The sequence below is a fragment of the Cutibacterium acnes genome, assembly GCF_003030305.1.
GTDB lineage: Bacteria > Actinomycetota > Actinomycetes > Propionibacteriales > Propionibacteriaceae > Cutibacterium > Cutibacterium acnes.
Genome location: NZ_CP023676.1, coordinates 1,659,085 through 1,671,870, shown reverse-complemented (window position 1 = coordinate 1,671,870; position 12,786 = coordinate 1,659,085). Strand labels below are relative to the sequence as shown.

Here is a 12,786-nt window from a genome sequence, read left to right as displayed (position 1 = left end):
GTCGCCCAGGGTAATAGTGACGAGGAGCCTCGGGCCTGCCTCGGCCCCTTGTCACGATGGATTGTGGAAAATCAATGCCCCTATGTCAGTGGGCCTTCTTAATGGCTTGGAGCAGTTCGTCGGCGGAAGGAACGGATTGCATGAAATCCGCCCAACCGTCCCACGACTTTCCGTTGATGAGGAAGGCGGGAGTACCGGTATTACCGGACTTTTGCAATTCCTGCAGCCCCTTGTCGTTGCCGTTCTTGACGAACTGTTCAGTCTGCTTGTTGTCGTAGATGCGCTGGAACTTGGTGAGATTACTTCCGGTAATGCCGGCTTCGGCGGCGAATTCTTTGCGCAGTTGCTCATCGGTGTAGCCCGCGCCCTCGTCCTTAGACTGGTGGCGGTAGACGACGTCGTGGTAGGCCTCGAACTTACCTACGACGTCGGCGGCAGCAGCGGCCATAGCGGCGCGAGTGGAGGAGTCGTTATGCAGATTGCTATCCAAGAAGGTGAGGGTGTGGTATTCCAGCTTGATCTTTCCCTCGGCCGATAGCTCATTGAGAGGCTTGCCGAGCGCATCTTCCGCACCCTTACATGCGGGGCACTGGTAGTCCTGGAACACCGTGACTGTAGGGGCTCCGGCCTTCACCTTGTCAGGATTGAGGGTGTAGACGCCGTCCTTGGTAGCCGAAGGCGGAGTGATCTGGCCAGTGGTCGGCACATCGTCGGACTTGTGGTTCAGCCCGAAGACGACTGCGACGACTACCATCGCGATGATGACAACGCCTGCGGTGACGCCGATGATCCGGCGGCGCTTCTTGGCCGATTCCTGAGCTTCCTGTTGGGCGCGCAGGGCGGCCCGTTTAGAGGTGGTCGCAGTTGCCTTTTTATCAGCCATTGGTTGAAATCCCCTCGTGCCATCGATGATGTGTCGCACATGATGGTAGCCGGTCGGGTAACCGAACCGGTTGATCACTCATACTCAGCTAGTAATCCAGTGATCCACGGACAGTGCCGAGCGGGGTCGGATAACTAGCCATACTCCGCACAAGGTGAGGCCGAGATCACGCAGGATGTCCAGGACATAAGTGCGCTGGGTGAGGTCCCAATTTCGGTCGACAGGCCCGCCATTGCCGAAGCACCCGCAGTCCAACGAGATGTGGCGCGCCCACACCGAGGAGATCCCGACGATGAAGACGACCATAGCCAGGGTGCCGAGAAGACCAGACCAGCGTGTTGCGATACCAAAGATGAGCATGAGTCCGACGACGATCTCGAGGATCGGCATCGTCCAGCCGATGAGGGGGGCGAGGTCCCACGGCACGATCTGGTAGGTACGCACCGACCAGATCGTGGAGTCTATATCGGTGGCCTTGATAATGCCCGCAACGAGAAGAGTGGCACCGAGGATGATCCGGGCCGCCAGGCCCGCCCAGTCGCGCACTGTGGAAGAGCGCAACGATGGTTGAGAGTCCATATCTAACATCTTAGTCGGGTTCACCACAGTAATTGATATGTCATCTACAATGTGGATGACCCGTCGCCGATGGCTGTGCCGATCAGTTGCCCGGTCGTCCGGTCTGTGAGCCGCTGGACCACGCAACGGGGCTACGGCCATGGTGACGCCGTAGTTACCGCGGCATCACAGCGAGCAGTTGTACCTTGGTAGACCGATCGAGGCGTCATGGTCGACCATCCAACTCGTCTCGATAGTGCCGTTGGCCCAGGTAGCCGGCAAGGACTCGTCTCCAGCAAAAACCTTCTCGACAGCCTCAGCTTTTTCGGGCCCACTGACAAGGAACCAGACTCGTTTCGACCTGTTGATGACGGGCATCGTAACTGAGAGACGATCCGGCGGAGGTTTGGGAGCATCCGTGACACCAACAGCCAGCGCGGCCGTTGTGGGATTGAAGGAGGGATGGCCTGGAAACAGGGAAGCAACATGGCCGTCGGTACCCATCCCCAGCAAACAAATATCGAAGACGACGCCGCCGAGCTCCTGGGCGTAGGAATAGGCGGCCTCGTCGGGATCGGCTTTGCCGTCGGCGGCGGGCATAACGTGGGTCTTTGAAGGGTCCAGACGGATAGCTGACGACAATAGGGACAGAGCTTGTAGGGAATTGCGGTCGGGATGACCGGTGGGGACGAATCGGTCGTCACCCCACCAGACGTGTAACTGGTCCGGACGAATCTTGGCGCATTCGGGAACGTCTTCCATAGCGGCATAGACGATATTGGCGATCCTCCCGCCGGTGAGACACAGGTCGATACGTTCCTGCGCGGCCTGAATCCTGACGATCGTCTGTACTAGCCGGTGGGCAACCCCCTCGGCCAGCCCCTGGGTGGATTGGTACCGCATGAGGCGTCGGCTTGTCATGACTCATCCCTATCATTTGTCAATGAGATTCGGCCCGCCCCATCGTGAATTTCAGCCATGACAGCGGTGAACACCTTGTCGGGGCCGAGCCGACGAAGCTCCTCACCGATGAGCATCTGTACCTCACGACGGTCCAGGGCTACTCCGCGCGCTGGTTCTCCCGGGATCCGGTAGACGGCGTATCTGCCGCTGCGACGGCGTATCTCGATGTCACCACCTGAGGTCGACATGACGATCGCGGAGATGCCGGGCGCGTCGGTTGTCACCCGCTCGACCGGGACGCCGAGACGCAATCCTAGCCAGGCTGCCAGCAGCATCGCCGGCGCATTACCGGCGGCTGACTCTACTCGAGCGGACTCGACGGTCGCTGGATGTTGATCTAAAGCTGCTGCGGCTAGGGCTCTCCAGCTGGTGGTGCGAGCCCAACACAGGTCGGAGTCACCCTCGGTCAGGTGAGCCGCACGGCGTATGAGGGCTTTGCACGGATCTTTGTCAGCTGCCGAATCGGTGATGCGGCGGTCTGCAAGGGCTCCGATGGGGTCCGAGGCGAGGTCATCAGGGCCGGAGAAGGGCCACCACGCAATGACGGGGGAGTCCGAGAGTAGCAGCGGAAGGATAACTGAGGCAGGACGCTTCGCCATGGCTCCGGAAAACCGCAGCACGATGACATCCCCGGGGGTGCCTTCACCGGCATGCACCTCGGCGTCAAGCTTGTCCTTACGAGAACGCGTCGTCACGACCATGAGGAGGCGTGACGGGTGCTGACGGGCGGCATCCCTGGCCGCCTCGAAGGCGGCATCGAAGTGGGAAGAGTCACAGATGCAAATGAGGGTGTGAACCAACCCAGATCCAGAACCAACGGTACGACGGGCCTCCACGATGGCCCCACCAATCTTCGAGGCGGTGGTGTCGTTGAGCGTGACGATCATGTCTCCTCCTCAAGGCCTGCGCCAGATGAACCCGTCGCGGGCGATCATCTCGTCAGCCTCCGACGGTCCCCAACTACCGGCCGGATATTCGCACGGGGGAGTGTTGGACTCGGCCCAGAAATCCAGTACCGGGTCAAGGATCTTCCAAGCCAATTCGACCTCCTCATGTTGGGGGAACAGTGGCGGGTCGCCCAAGAGAACATCAAGAATGAGTCTCTCGTAAGCTTCCGGGCTGGCCTCGGTGAAGGAAGATCCATACGCGAAGTCCATGGTGACATCGCGAAGTTCCATCTGGGTGCCGGGCACTTTGGCGCCGAATCTCAGAGTAACTCCCTCATCAGGCTGAATACGCAGTACGACGGCGTTGGTGCCGAGAGCTGCGGTATCTGAGAAGGGTAGATGCGGGGCGCGCTGCAGATTCAAGGCGACCTCAGTGACTCGTCGAGGCATTCGCTTGGCAGTGCGTAGATAGAACGGAACTCCAGCCCAGCGTCGATTGTCGATGGTCAGCCGCACAGCGGCATAGGTTTCGGTGCGGGAGCGAGGACCGACTCCGTCTTCCTCAAGGTAGCCGCGCACCCTTTCGCCTCCTTGACGACCAGCCACGTATTGGCCGCGGCAGGTTTGGGCGAACATGTCGTCAGGCGGTTGAATCGCAGCTAAAACCTTGGTTTTTTCCGCGCACAATTGCTTGGCGTCGAAACTCGTCGGCTCCTCCATGGCGGTCAGTGCCATAAGTTGCAGTAAGTGGTTCTGGATGACATCACGGGCGGCTCCGATGCCGTCGTAATAACCAGCCCGACCAGCGATGCCAATATCCTCTGCCATGGTGATCTGGACGTGCGAAACGTAATGGTTATTCCAAATCGGCTCGAAGATCTGGTTGGCGAACCGGAACGCCATGATGTTCTGGACGGTCTCTTTGCCCAAGTAGTGGTCAATGCGGAATACCGATTCTGGGCTGAAGGCGCTGCTGATGATCTCGTCGAGATCGCGGGCACTTTCCAGATCGTGTCCGAAGGGTTTCTCAATGACGACTCTGCTCCAGTGAGAGGAGTCGTGGCCGGTCATGCCATGACGTTTGAGCTGGCTTATGACCGTTTCAAAAGACCTCGGCGGGATCGACAGGTAGAAGGCGTGATTACCCCCAGTGCCTCGTTCCTCATCAAGTTCGCGGATGGTGTTAGCTAATCTCTCGAAGGCGTCGTTATCGTCGAATTCGCCGCGGACAAACCGAATGCCTTCGAGTAGTTGCTCCCACACCTCCTCGCGGAAAGGGGTACGGGCACGCTCGGCCACGGCGTCGTGTACGACCTTGGCGAAGTCCTCGTCCTCCCAATCTCGACGGGCGAAACCCACCAGGCCAAAACCTGGTGGGAGTAGGCCACGGTTCGCCAGATCGTAGACAGCTGGCATGAGTTTCTTGCGTGAAAGGTCACCGGTAACCCCAAACATGACTAGAACGCACGGCCCGGCGACGCGTGGCAGTCTGCGGTCTGAGGGGTCCCGCAATGGGTTGACGCGGTCGCCACGCAGTCCGCTAATCGCTCTGGTGGTGCTTCCTGGTGCGTCTCGACCTGCCACCTCACCCGTCCTTCCTGGTGATGTTGTGCGGAACCGTTATTCCACCTGCTCAACGGTAGCTGGTCGAACCACTGGTGATTGTGTTCAGCGACGGGCTGACACCGAGAACCCCATTCGGAAGGTTGGTGATGAGGACATCGGCGGTCAGAAAGCCTAAAATCGTCAAGACGGCTATTCGTGGCACTTCTCACTTCACGGATGTGCCGTGCCCAGCAGCGGCCGCAATGCCTTTCTCGATTTCGAAGGACACCGTGAGCAACCAGACGACGCACGTGGCGACGGCGCCAGCCTCTCAGCGTCCCGATCCTGTCGAGACTAAGCTGGAGCAGGAGCAAGGTCGTCCCCGGCTGTCGAGTCGTGACGTAGTGCATGCCTATGTCGCTCTGACAAAGCCACGCATCATCGAGTTGCTCTTGATAACAACCCTACCGGTGATGTTTCTGGCCTCCCATGGTTTGCCGAAGCTCGGTTTGGCGATCGCGACGATGGTTGGTGGACTTTTCGCTGCTGCCAGTGCCAACGTGTTCAACTGTGTCATTGACGTCGATATTGACCAGAAAATGCGTCGGACTCGGCGCCGTCCTCTCCCGCGTCATCAAGTGCCGCGTCGCAGTGCCCTTATTTATGGAATCATACTGGAGATAATTGCCACTATCATCCTGGGATTCGGCGCGAACTGGTTATCAGCTGGGCTGGCGTTGATTGCCAACCTGTTTTACGTTTTCGTGTATTCGATGCTGCTCAAGCGTCGTACCTGGCAAAACACTATTTGGGGCGGTATTGCCGGATGCTTCCCGCCCCTTATCGGTTGGACCGCTGTCACCGGAAGCGTGAGATGGGAGCCGTTGGTGCTCTTCTTCATCGTTTTCTGGTGGACCCCACCGCATACTTGGGCGCTGTCCTTCCGGTATCGCGAAGACTATGAAGCCGCTGGCGTGCCCATGCTCCCGGTGGTCAGGGATGCCCCCGAAGTGACCATCCAGATCCTCATCTACACCGTGATGACGGTGGCGACCTCCTTGGTGTTGTGGCCGGTGGCCCATATGGGGTGGATCTACGTCGTCGTCGCAGTGGCGTCAGGCGCGGTATTCATCGTCGAGGCGGCCCAGTTGCTGCGCCGTGCCAATGCTGGCCTGCGTGATGCCTTACTCAAACCGATGGGTCTATTCCATTGGTCGAATACTTATCTGTCATTGCTCTTTTTGGCTATCGCGGTTGATCCGCTCATTCATCTGTGATGACCGTAATGCGGGTGTTATTGGCGGGTTTCCCCGCAGCCCCGTAACGTACCTTTTGGCCTTACCGTAACGGCTAGTAAGGCACGTCAACACCACATGCAAAGGAGCATGGCATGACTCTGACCACGAAACTGAGCGCGTTGACCACTGCCGGAATCATGGTCGTCATCGGGGTTCCCATGGTGACGCAGTCGGCTATGGCATCAGGCAGGGCTCCGGCCCCAGTTGCGGCCACCACCCAGCCGAAACTCGTCACGGGTGATATCACCAGCACCGATCAGTCGGGCACTAATCTCTTCTTCGGTAAGAAGATCGTCCGCAACGCCAGGGGAGCCATTATGAAAGTCGACCGGACATGGCCCGCAGCAGTGCCGGCACCTCTGCCGGATGTTCGTGCTGATTCGAGCACACGGATGCTCCTTGGCCCCGTCGTGGATTTGGCTGTCAATGAGCATCCGGAAGGCGTTTTTTACCGAATCCCAGCCCTTGCGACCGCTTCGAACGGCGATTTGCTGGCTTCCTACGATCTGCGTCCGGGGAGCGCCGGCGATGCGCCTAACCCCAATTCCATCGTGCAGCGCCGCTCTCGCGACAATGGTAGGACGTGGGGTCCGCAAACCGTCATCCATGCCGGGACCCCGGGTCGCAGGAAGGTGGGATACTCCGATCCTTCCTATCTCGTCGATCCAGCCACGGGCCGCATCCTCAATTTTCACGTGAAGTCCTACGACAGAGGATTCGCCACATCGGAGGTGGGCACGGACCCGGATGATCGTCATGTTCTGCACGCCGAGGTCTCTACCTCGACCGACAATGGACACACCTGGACCCATCGGGACATCACGCGCGAGATCACCTCGGATCCCACCACTCGAACACGATTCGTGGCATCAGGGCAGGGCATAGCGTTGCTCCACGGCCCCCACGCTGGACGTCTCATTGCCCAGATGACGGTGCGCAACAGCGTCGGCCAACAGGCCCAGTCGATCTATTCCGATGATCACGGCATCACCTGGCATGCTGGCAACCCGGTGGGCCGAATGATGGACGAGAACAAGGTGGTGGAACTGTCCGACGGTACCCTCATGCTCAATTCCAGGGACGCAGCCCGTTCCGGTCGGCGCAAAGTGGCCTATTCCCAAGACGGTGGCTTGACCTGGGGGCCGGTGAAGCTGGTCGATGACCTCATCGACCCCACCAACAACGCCCAGATCATTCGGGCCTACCCCAATGCCCGGGCCGGGTCGGCGAAAGCCAGGATCCTGTTATTCACGAATGCCCGCAATGCCACGGAACGGGTAAACGGTACTCTCTCGGTCTCCTGCGATGACGGACGGACATGGGTCAGTCACCAGACCTACATGCCCGGGGAAGTCGGATACACCACGGCAGCGGTGCAGTCCGACGGGGCGTTGGGCGTTCTGTGGGAGCGCGACGGTATTCGGTACTCCACCATTCCGATGGGGTGGTTGAATTCCGTGTGCCCGTTGGCTCCTTCCGGGAGGCCGACTTCTGGAAAACCAACTTCCGGCACATCTCTCCCGCCCACTGCAACTCCCTCCGGTTCTCTTCACGGAGGTGCCTCGTCGCGTCCCACTAGTTTGCCGCACACAGGAGACTGAGCGCTGACCAGGGCCGGAGGGCGGCGGGTCCCTGACGGGTCATCTGCACCGGCTACGACCTACGTAGCCGGTTAGGGGGTTGTCAATCTTCCAGTTCACGCTTAGGACTGCCGGTTGAGTACCGGCGAGGGCATAGGACGCACACTGCACCACAGGGCCCCGACTGCCGCTGCTGCTAAGGACACGCCAACCATGTGCCAGATAACTAGCCACGGGTTGAGGTGGGCGAAGTACTGCGAATATCCGACGATCGCCTGATAGATCTCCACCGACACCAAAATAATGCTCCAGCGACGCATCATGGCTAGATGACGGGTTGTGGCGATGACCAGGCAGGCGATCGTCAGTGCCACCGTGATCCACACCGAGATGCCGTGCAGCCGCGCGACGGTTTCGATGTTGAACCCGGTGCGCGCTGAGCCCGAATCACCGGCATTGGGCCCTGACCCCGTCACTACCGTTCCTAGCCACATGACAACGCACATCATTGCCACCGTGGCTCGCACTAGGCCCATCGTGAGTCCGTCAACGGCCTCACTGGAATGGGGGCCGACCAGCCAGATCATCTTGACGTTGACAAGGATGATCGCCACCGACATCAGCAGGTGCAGGGCCACCACAAAGGGATTAAGGCCCACCCGCACTGAAACTCCACCGATGACAGCTTGTAGAGCGATTGACACCAGGTTGATCCAGCAAAGGGCCATGAGTTGAGCTGTGATCTTGATCCGGTAACAGCGCACGAGAGCCCCGATAGCGACCGCCACAAGTACAAAGGTGAGGAGCCGGTTGCCGAACTCGACGAAGGAATGAATTCCCATCGCCTCATGTGGGGTGAACGATCCGGCGGTGCAGTGGGGCCAGGTGTTGCAGCCCAGGCCCGATCCGGTCAGACGTACCACTGCACCCGTGACGACGATGCCCATATTGGTAACGAGAGCTGCGATACACCAGCCGTACAGACGACGATCCCGGGCAGTCATGAGATCCACGTGAACACCTTTCGGGCCAACAGTCCGAGCAGAATCGCCCAGCCTGCCAGGCTTGCTAGTGGCCACCACAGAGTGTATCCAACTCCCCAGGCACGCAGTGACTCTCCGAGGGCAGTAGTAGGCAGGGCAGCGATGACGGGGCGAATGGCCTTTGGGTAATCCACCAGCGGCCACACTACGGCTCCTGCAACCAGACCGACGATGTATACCAAGTTGGCCAGTCCGAGAGTGACTTCGGCTTTGAGAGAGCCGGCCATTGCCAGTGCGGCGAGCCCGAATGTCATCATGGCGAGCGCAACGCTCACCAGGGTTGGGAGCCAGGCCAGGCCGGAACCGTGGGGGTGCCAGCCCAGCGCTAAAGAGACGATGACAAGCAGTATCACCTGAGCGAGACTGATAACGGAATAAGCCATCGCCTTGCCAGCTAGCAGACCCGACCGACCTAACGGGGTTGCGGACAATCGTTCGAGCACCCCGTAACGACGTTCAAAACCGGTCATGATCGCTTGGGAAGTGAAACATGTCGACCAGATGGCGAGCGCCAGCACTGAGGGTGCTAAGACGTCCATCGTCAGTCCGACCCGGCCGCCCAGGAAGCGCCCGGCGACGATGATCCCGATGGGAATGACGAGAGCCAGTAGCAGCTGCTCACCGTTGCGCATCACCAGACGCACCTCGGTGAGAGCGTGGTTACGCACGCGTGCAGCAGCCGGTGCGGCCTGAGGTGCGGGGCGGAGATCGAGTGTCGTCATGTCAATTCCTCCCTGCTGCGCGGTCACTAGTGTGAGTGAGGAACACATCTTCCAAACTCGACTCAGCGGTGAGCTCTAGCACAGTTCCATGAGTTGCGACCCTGCCGCGATCGACGATCCAGACGTGATCAGCCAGCCGTTGAGCCTCATCCATGTTGTGGGTAGTGAGCACGACGGAGACCCCGTCATGACGCATTTGCTCAACGATATCCCACGTATGATGGCGGGCGTGAGGATCCATCCCTGAGGTCGGTTCATCGAGGAATACCAGCTTGGGGCGGCCAACCAGGGCGGCGGCAAGGTTGACGGCCTGCTGTTGGCCGCCGGAGAGGCGTCGATAGGTGGTGCGCGCAAAAGGGGTAATCGCTAGCGCTTCGATGAGGAGGTCCGGGTCGATGGGATTGGCGTGCAGACCCGCCATGTAGTGCAATAGCTCGCCAGCTCGGATGCCGCTCCAGGCACCGGCGCTCTGAGGCATAAGTCCGGTGGCAGCGGCGGCCTCGGGGCTGCCTGGGGCATGGCCAAGTACGTCGATGCGTCCAGAGTCGGGAGAGATGAGAGATGTGCAGCAGCGCATCATCGTCGTCTTACCCGCACCATTGGGGCCTAGCACAGCGGTGATAGCGCCGGTGGCAGCGGTCAAACTCAGACCATCAAGGGCAATAACATGACCGAACGTGACCCTCACGTCCTCGAGAAGCAGGACTTCTGTTGGAGCGTGAGGGTCCAGAGTCAAAGGGGTTTCCGGCACGACGGCCAGTGTAGAACCCTTCTGCCAATCACGACCCGCTGCCAGCCTCCTTAGCGACGACGCCGAACTCGTCAGGATCCTTCGTCGAGTCAATTCTCATGCCGTAGAAGGAACGGTAGACGAAGACGCAAGCGACGAGGATGAACACCGCGGCAAGAATGTAGGTCAGCAGACCGGCACCAATTGACACTGCCAACTCCACGGCTAGCAGGCCGAAAAGAGTTGTGAACTTAATGACCGGGTTAAGGGCCACCGATGAGGTGTCCTTGAACGGGTCGCCAACGGTATCACCAACCACCGAAGCGTCATGCAGCTCAGTGCCTTTGGCATCCAGGTCCACCTCAACAATCTTCTTTGCGTTGTCCCAAGCGCCACCGGCGTTGGCCATGAAGATGGCTTGGTAAAGGCCGAAGATGGCAATCGAGATCAGGTACCCGATGAAGAAGTACGGATCGACGAAAGCGAACCCGAGGGCTGCGAAGAACACACCCAGGAAGATGTTGAGCATGCCCTTCTGGGCATACTCGGTGCAGATCTGGACGACCTTCTTGGAGTCTTTACTGGAGGCCTTGGTGGCGTTCTGATCGAGCTGCATATTGTTCTTGATGAACTCGACGGCCCGGTAAGCGCCGGTCGTGACAGCCTGCATCGAGGCTCCGGAGAACCAGTAGATGACGGCGCCGCCGGTGATGAGGCCGAGCAGGAATGGGGCGTGGGCCAGGCCTAGTTTGTTGACCTCAGCAGCATTCGATAGGCCCTCGGTGAGCATCATGATGATCGAGAAGATCATCGTGGTCGCGCCAACGACAGCAGTACCGATGAGCACCGGCTTGGCCGTGGCCTTGAAGGTGTTACCAGCGCCATCCTGAGCTTCCAAGATGTGCTTGGCGATGTCCCACCTGGGGGCGAATCCGTAGTGCTTCTTGAGCTCGTTGGAGACGTTCGGGATATCTTCGATAGTCGACAGCTCGTAGACGCTCTGGGCGTTATCGGTCACCGGACCATAAGAGTCGACAGCGATCGTCACCGCACCCATGCCGAGGAAGCCAAAGGCGACGAGACCGAAAGCGAAGACTGCCCACTTGACTTCGCTCATAGCTCCCATGTCGCCCAGGCCCGAGCCGGCGCCCGAGACGAGGAAGGATGCGCCCATTAGGGCGACGATGATGATGCCCAACCAGAATCCGGAGAAGTTACCGGCGACCAGGCCAGATAAAATGTCCAAGGAAGCGCCTCCCTCTCGGGCGCTCGTAACGACCTCACGCACGTGACGAGAATTCGTTGAGGTGAAAGCCTTGACGAGCTCCGGAATGAGGGCACCGGCCAGGGTGCCACAGGAGATGATGATGGACAGCTTCCACCACATCGTTCCGTCTCCCATTGAACCGAGCATCCACCGGGTAGTCAGGACGGTCAGCAGGATTGACATCACCGAGGTAATCCACACCAGGGAACTCAGCGGCTTCTCGAAGTCCATCTCCGAGACCGTGCCGTAGCGGGCTTTCGCGACGGCGTTGTTGATGAGGTAGGACACGAAAGATGCGATGAGCATGACAACGCGGACGACGAAGATCCACACCAGTAATTGGACCTGTTCCGTCTGATCCGGAACGGCTCCCAGTACGAAGGTGATGAGGGCCACACCGGTGACGCCGTAGGTCTCAAATCCATCAGCGGACGGTCCGACTGAGTCGCCGGCATTGTCACCGGTGCAGTCAGCGATGACACCCGGGTTACGGGCGTCATCTTCCTTGATGTGGAAGGCGATCTTCATGAGGTCAGCGCCAACGTCAGCGATCTTGGTGAAGATACCGCCAGCGATACGTAAGCAGGCCGCGCCGAGGGACTCGCCGATGGCGAATCCGATGAAGCACGGGCCAGCGAGATCGCCGGGTAGCACCAGCATGATGAAGAGCATGAGGGTCAACTCGACGCTGATGAGGACCATGCCGATGCTCATGCCAGAACGCATGGGAATGTCGAAGGTCTCCCATGGGGAACCGCGCAGTGACGCATGGGCGGTACGGGAGTTCGCGAAAGTGTTGACGCGAATGCCATACCAGGCGACTCCGAAAGATCCCGCCATCCCGACAAGGCTAAACAGCAAGATGATGAGTACCTTGGCGCCCATGTGTTCGAGGAGCAGGAAGTACACGACGATAACCGCAGCGATGAAAGCCCACAGCAGCATGAGGAACTTGGCCTGCTGCTTAAGGTAGGTCTTACAGGTTTCGTAGATGAGTTCGGAAACCTCATGCATCGCCTCATGGACGGGTAACTTTTGCAGCTTGGCATACGTCACCAGACCGAACCCCAAACCGAACAGGCAGATCACCAGTCCGATCCACAGCAGGGCAGTCCCGGAGACGTTTCCGACGTGCTCATTGAGAGGAGGCAGCTTTAGATTGGCCTCACCGCCACCTCCTCCCTTGGTCTGCCCGCCGGAACCACATCCAGCTAGAGCGAGGGTGGTAAGAAGTATGGGCAGTGCGCAGCTACGTAGGCGCTTCATGGGGAAACCCCCTTGTCAACCTTGTTCACGATGCTGTCTCTCCT

At 59.4% G+C, this 12,786-nt stretch carries 12 protein-coding genes; 3 read left to right on the top strand and 9 right to left on the bottom strand.

Going from position 1 to position 12,786, the window contains the following annotated elements; translation table 11 throughout:
- Positions 1-85: 85 nt before the first annotated feature.
- The 5 genes from CPA42_RS08480 to zwf form a co-directional block, all read right to left on the bottom strand.
- The gene (locus CPA42_RS08480) at positions 86-883 is read right to left on the bottom strand and encodes a DsbA family protein (RefSeq protein ID WP_002519273.1); all 798 of its coding nucleotides are present in this window, start codon (positions 881-883) and stop codon (positions 86-88) included.
- A gap of 84 nt (positions 884-967) precedes the next feature.
- Complete coding sequence (locus CPA42_RS08475) at positions 968-1,471, bottom strand: DoxX family protein (RefSeq protein ID WP_002516902.1); 504 nt, start codon at positions 1,469-1,471, stop codon at positions 968-970.
- Between the two features lie 156 nt (positions 1,472-1,627).
- Positions 1,628-2,362 (bottom strand): 6-phosphogluconolactonase, encoded by a 735-nt coding sequence (gene pgl / locus CPA42_RS08465; RefSeq protein WP_002518421.1) that lies wholly within the window; start codon positions 2,360-2,362, stop codon positions 1,628-1,630.
- Positions 2,359-3,291, bottom strand: coding sequence for a glucose-6-phosphate dehydrogenase assembly protein OpcA (locus CPA42_RS08460; protein WP_002516967.1), 933 nt, complete (start codon positions 3,289-3,291; stop codon positions 2,359-2,361). The genes pgl and CPA42_RS08460 overlap by 4 nt, the downstream gene beginning before the upstream one ends.
- Positions 3,292-3,300: 9 nt before the next feature.
- Positions 3,301-4,875, bottom strand: a complete 1,575-nt coding sequence (gene zwf / locus CPA42_RS08455; RefSeq protein WP_002517029.1) for a glucose-6-phosphate dehydrogenase — start codon at positions 4,873-4,875, stop codon at positions 3,301-3,303.
- 25 nt (positions 4,876-4,900) lie between these two features.
- Here zwf and CPA42_RS12935 point away from each other — a divergent pair, with 25 nt between their 5' ends.
- The 3 genes from CPA42_RS12935 (at position 4,901) to CPA42_RS08445 (ending at position 7,735) form a co-directional block, all read left to right on the top strand.
- A complete protein-coding gene (locus CPA42_RS12935) occupies positions 4,901-5,032 on the top strand; it encodes a hypothetical protein (RefSeq protein ID WP_002517005.1) in 132 nt (43 codons plus the stop codon).
- Between the two features lie 67 nt (positions 5,033-5,099).
- Positions 5,100-6,113, top strand: coding sequence for a heme o synthase (locus tag CPA42_RS08450; RefSeq protein ID WP_002516895.1), 1,014 nt, complete (start codon positions 5,100-5,102; stop codon positions 6,111-6,113).
- 113 nt (positions 6,114-6,226) lie between these two features.
- Complete coding sequence (locus CPA42_RS08445; protein WP_002516963.1) at positions 6,227-7,735, top strand: sialidase family protein; 1,509 nt, start codon at positions 6,227-6,229, stop codon at positions 7,733-7,735.
- Positions 7,736-7,836: 101 nt separating this feature from the next.
- Here the strand turns inward: CPA42_RS08445 and CPA42_RS08440 are convergent, their stop codons facing one another.
- From CPA42_RS08440 to CPA42_RS08425, 4 genes are read right to left on the bottom strand one after another with little or no spacing between them, the layout of a single operon-like run.
- Positions 7,837-8,718, bottom strand: a complete 882-nt coding sequence (locus tag CPA42_RS08440) for a COX15/CtaA family protein (protein WP_002519276.1) — start codon at positions 8,716-8,718, stop codon at positions 7,837-7,839.
- Positions 8,715-9,506 (bottom strand): ABC transporter permease, encoded by a 792-nt coding sequence (locus CPA42_RS08435; protein ID WP_002519277.1) that lies wholly within the window; start codon positions 9,504-9,506, stop codon positions 8,715-8,717. Before CPA42_RS08435 ends, CPA42_RS08440 begins: the two co-directional genes overlap by 4 nt.
- Positions 9,481-10,215, bottom strand: a complete 735-nt coding sequence (locus tag CPA42_RS08430) for an ABC transporter ATP-binding protein (protein WP_002518400.1) — start codon at positions 10,213-10,215, stop codon at positions 9,481-9,483. Before CPA42_RS08430 ends, CPA42_RS08435 begins: the two co-directional genes overlap by 26 nt.
- Before the next feature lie 43 nt (positions 10,216-10,258).
- Positions 10,259-12,742 (bottom strand): sodium-translocating pyrophosphatase, encoded by a 2,484-nt coding sequence (locus CPA42_RS08425; protein ID WP_002516966.1) that lies wholly within the window; start codon positions 12,740-12,742, stop codon positions 10,259-10,261.
- Positions 12,743-12,786 lie beyond the last annotated feature (44 nt).

What these genes read in the sequence shown, in the direction of transcription:
- CPA42_RS08480 (WP_002519273.1), bottom strand. Translation starts at nt 883, where the DNA reads ATGGCTGATAAAAAGGCAACTGCGACCACCTCTAAACGGGCCGCCCTG.
- CPA42_RS08475 (WP_002516902.1), bottom strand. Translation starts at nt 1,471, where the DNA reads ATGTTAGATATGGACTCTCAACCATCGTTGCGCTCTTCCACAGTGCGC.
- pgl (WP_002518421.1), bottom strand. Translation starts at nt 2,362, where the DNA reads ATGACAAGCCGACGCCTCATGCGGTACCAATCCACCCAGGGGCTGGCC.
- CPA42_RS08460 (WP_002516967.1), bottom strand. Translation starts at nt 3,291, where the DNA reads ATGATCGTCACGCTCAACGACACCACCGCCTCGAAGATTGGTGGGGCC.
- CPA42_RS08450 (WP_002516895.1), top strand. Translation starts at nt 5,100, where the DNA reads ATGCCTTTCTCGATTTCGAAGGACACCGTGAGCAACCAGACGACGCAC.
- CPA42_RS08445 (WP_002516963.1), top strand. Translation starts at nt 6,227, where the DNA reads ATGACTCTGACCACGAAACTGAGCGCGTTGACCACTGCCGGAATCATG.
- CPA42_RS08440 (WP_002519276.1), bottom strand. Translation starts at nt 8,718, where the DNA reads ATGACTGCCCGGGATCGTCGTCTGTACGGCTGGTGTATCGCAGCTCTC.
- CPA42_RS08425 (WP_002516966.1), bottom strand. Translation starts at nt 12,742, where the DNA reads ATGAAGCGCCTACGTAGCTGCGCACTGCCCATACTTCTTACCACCCTC.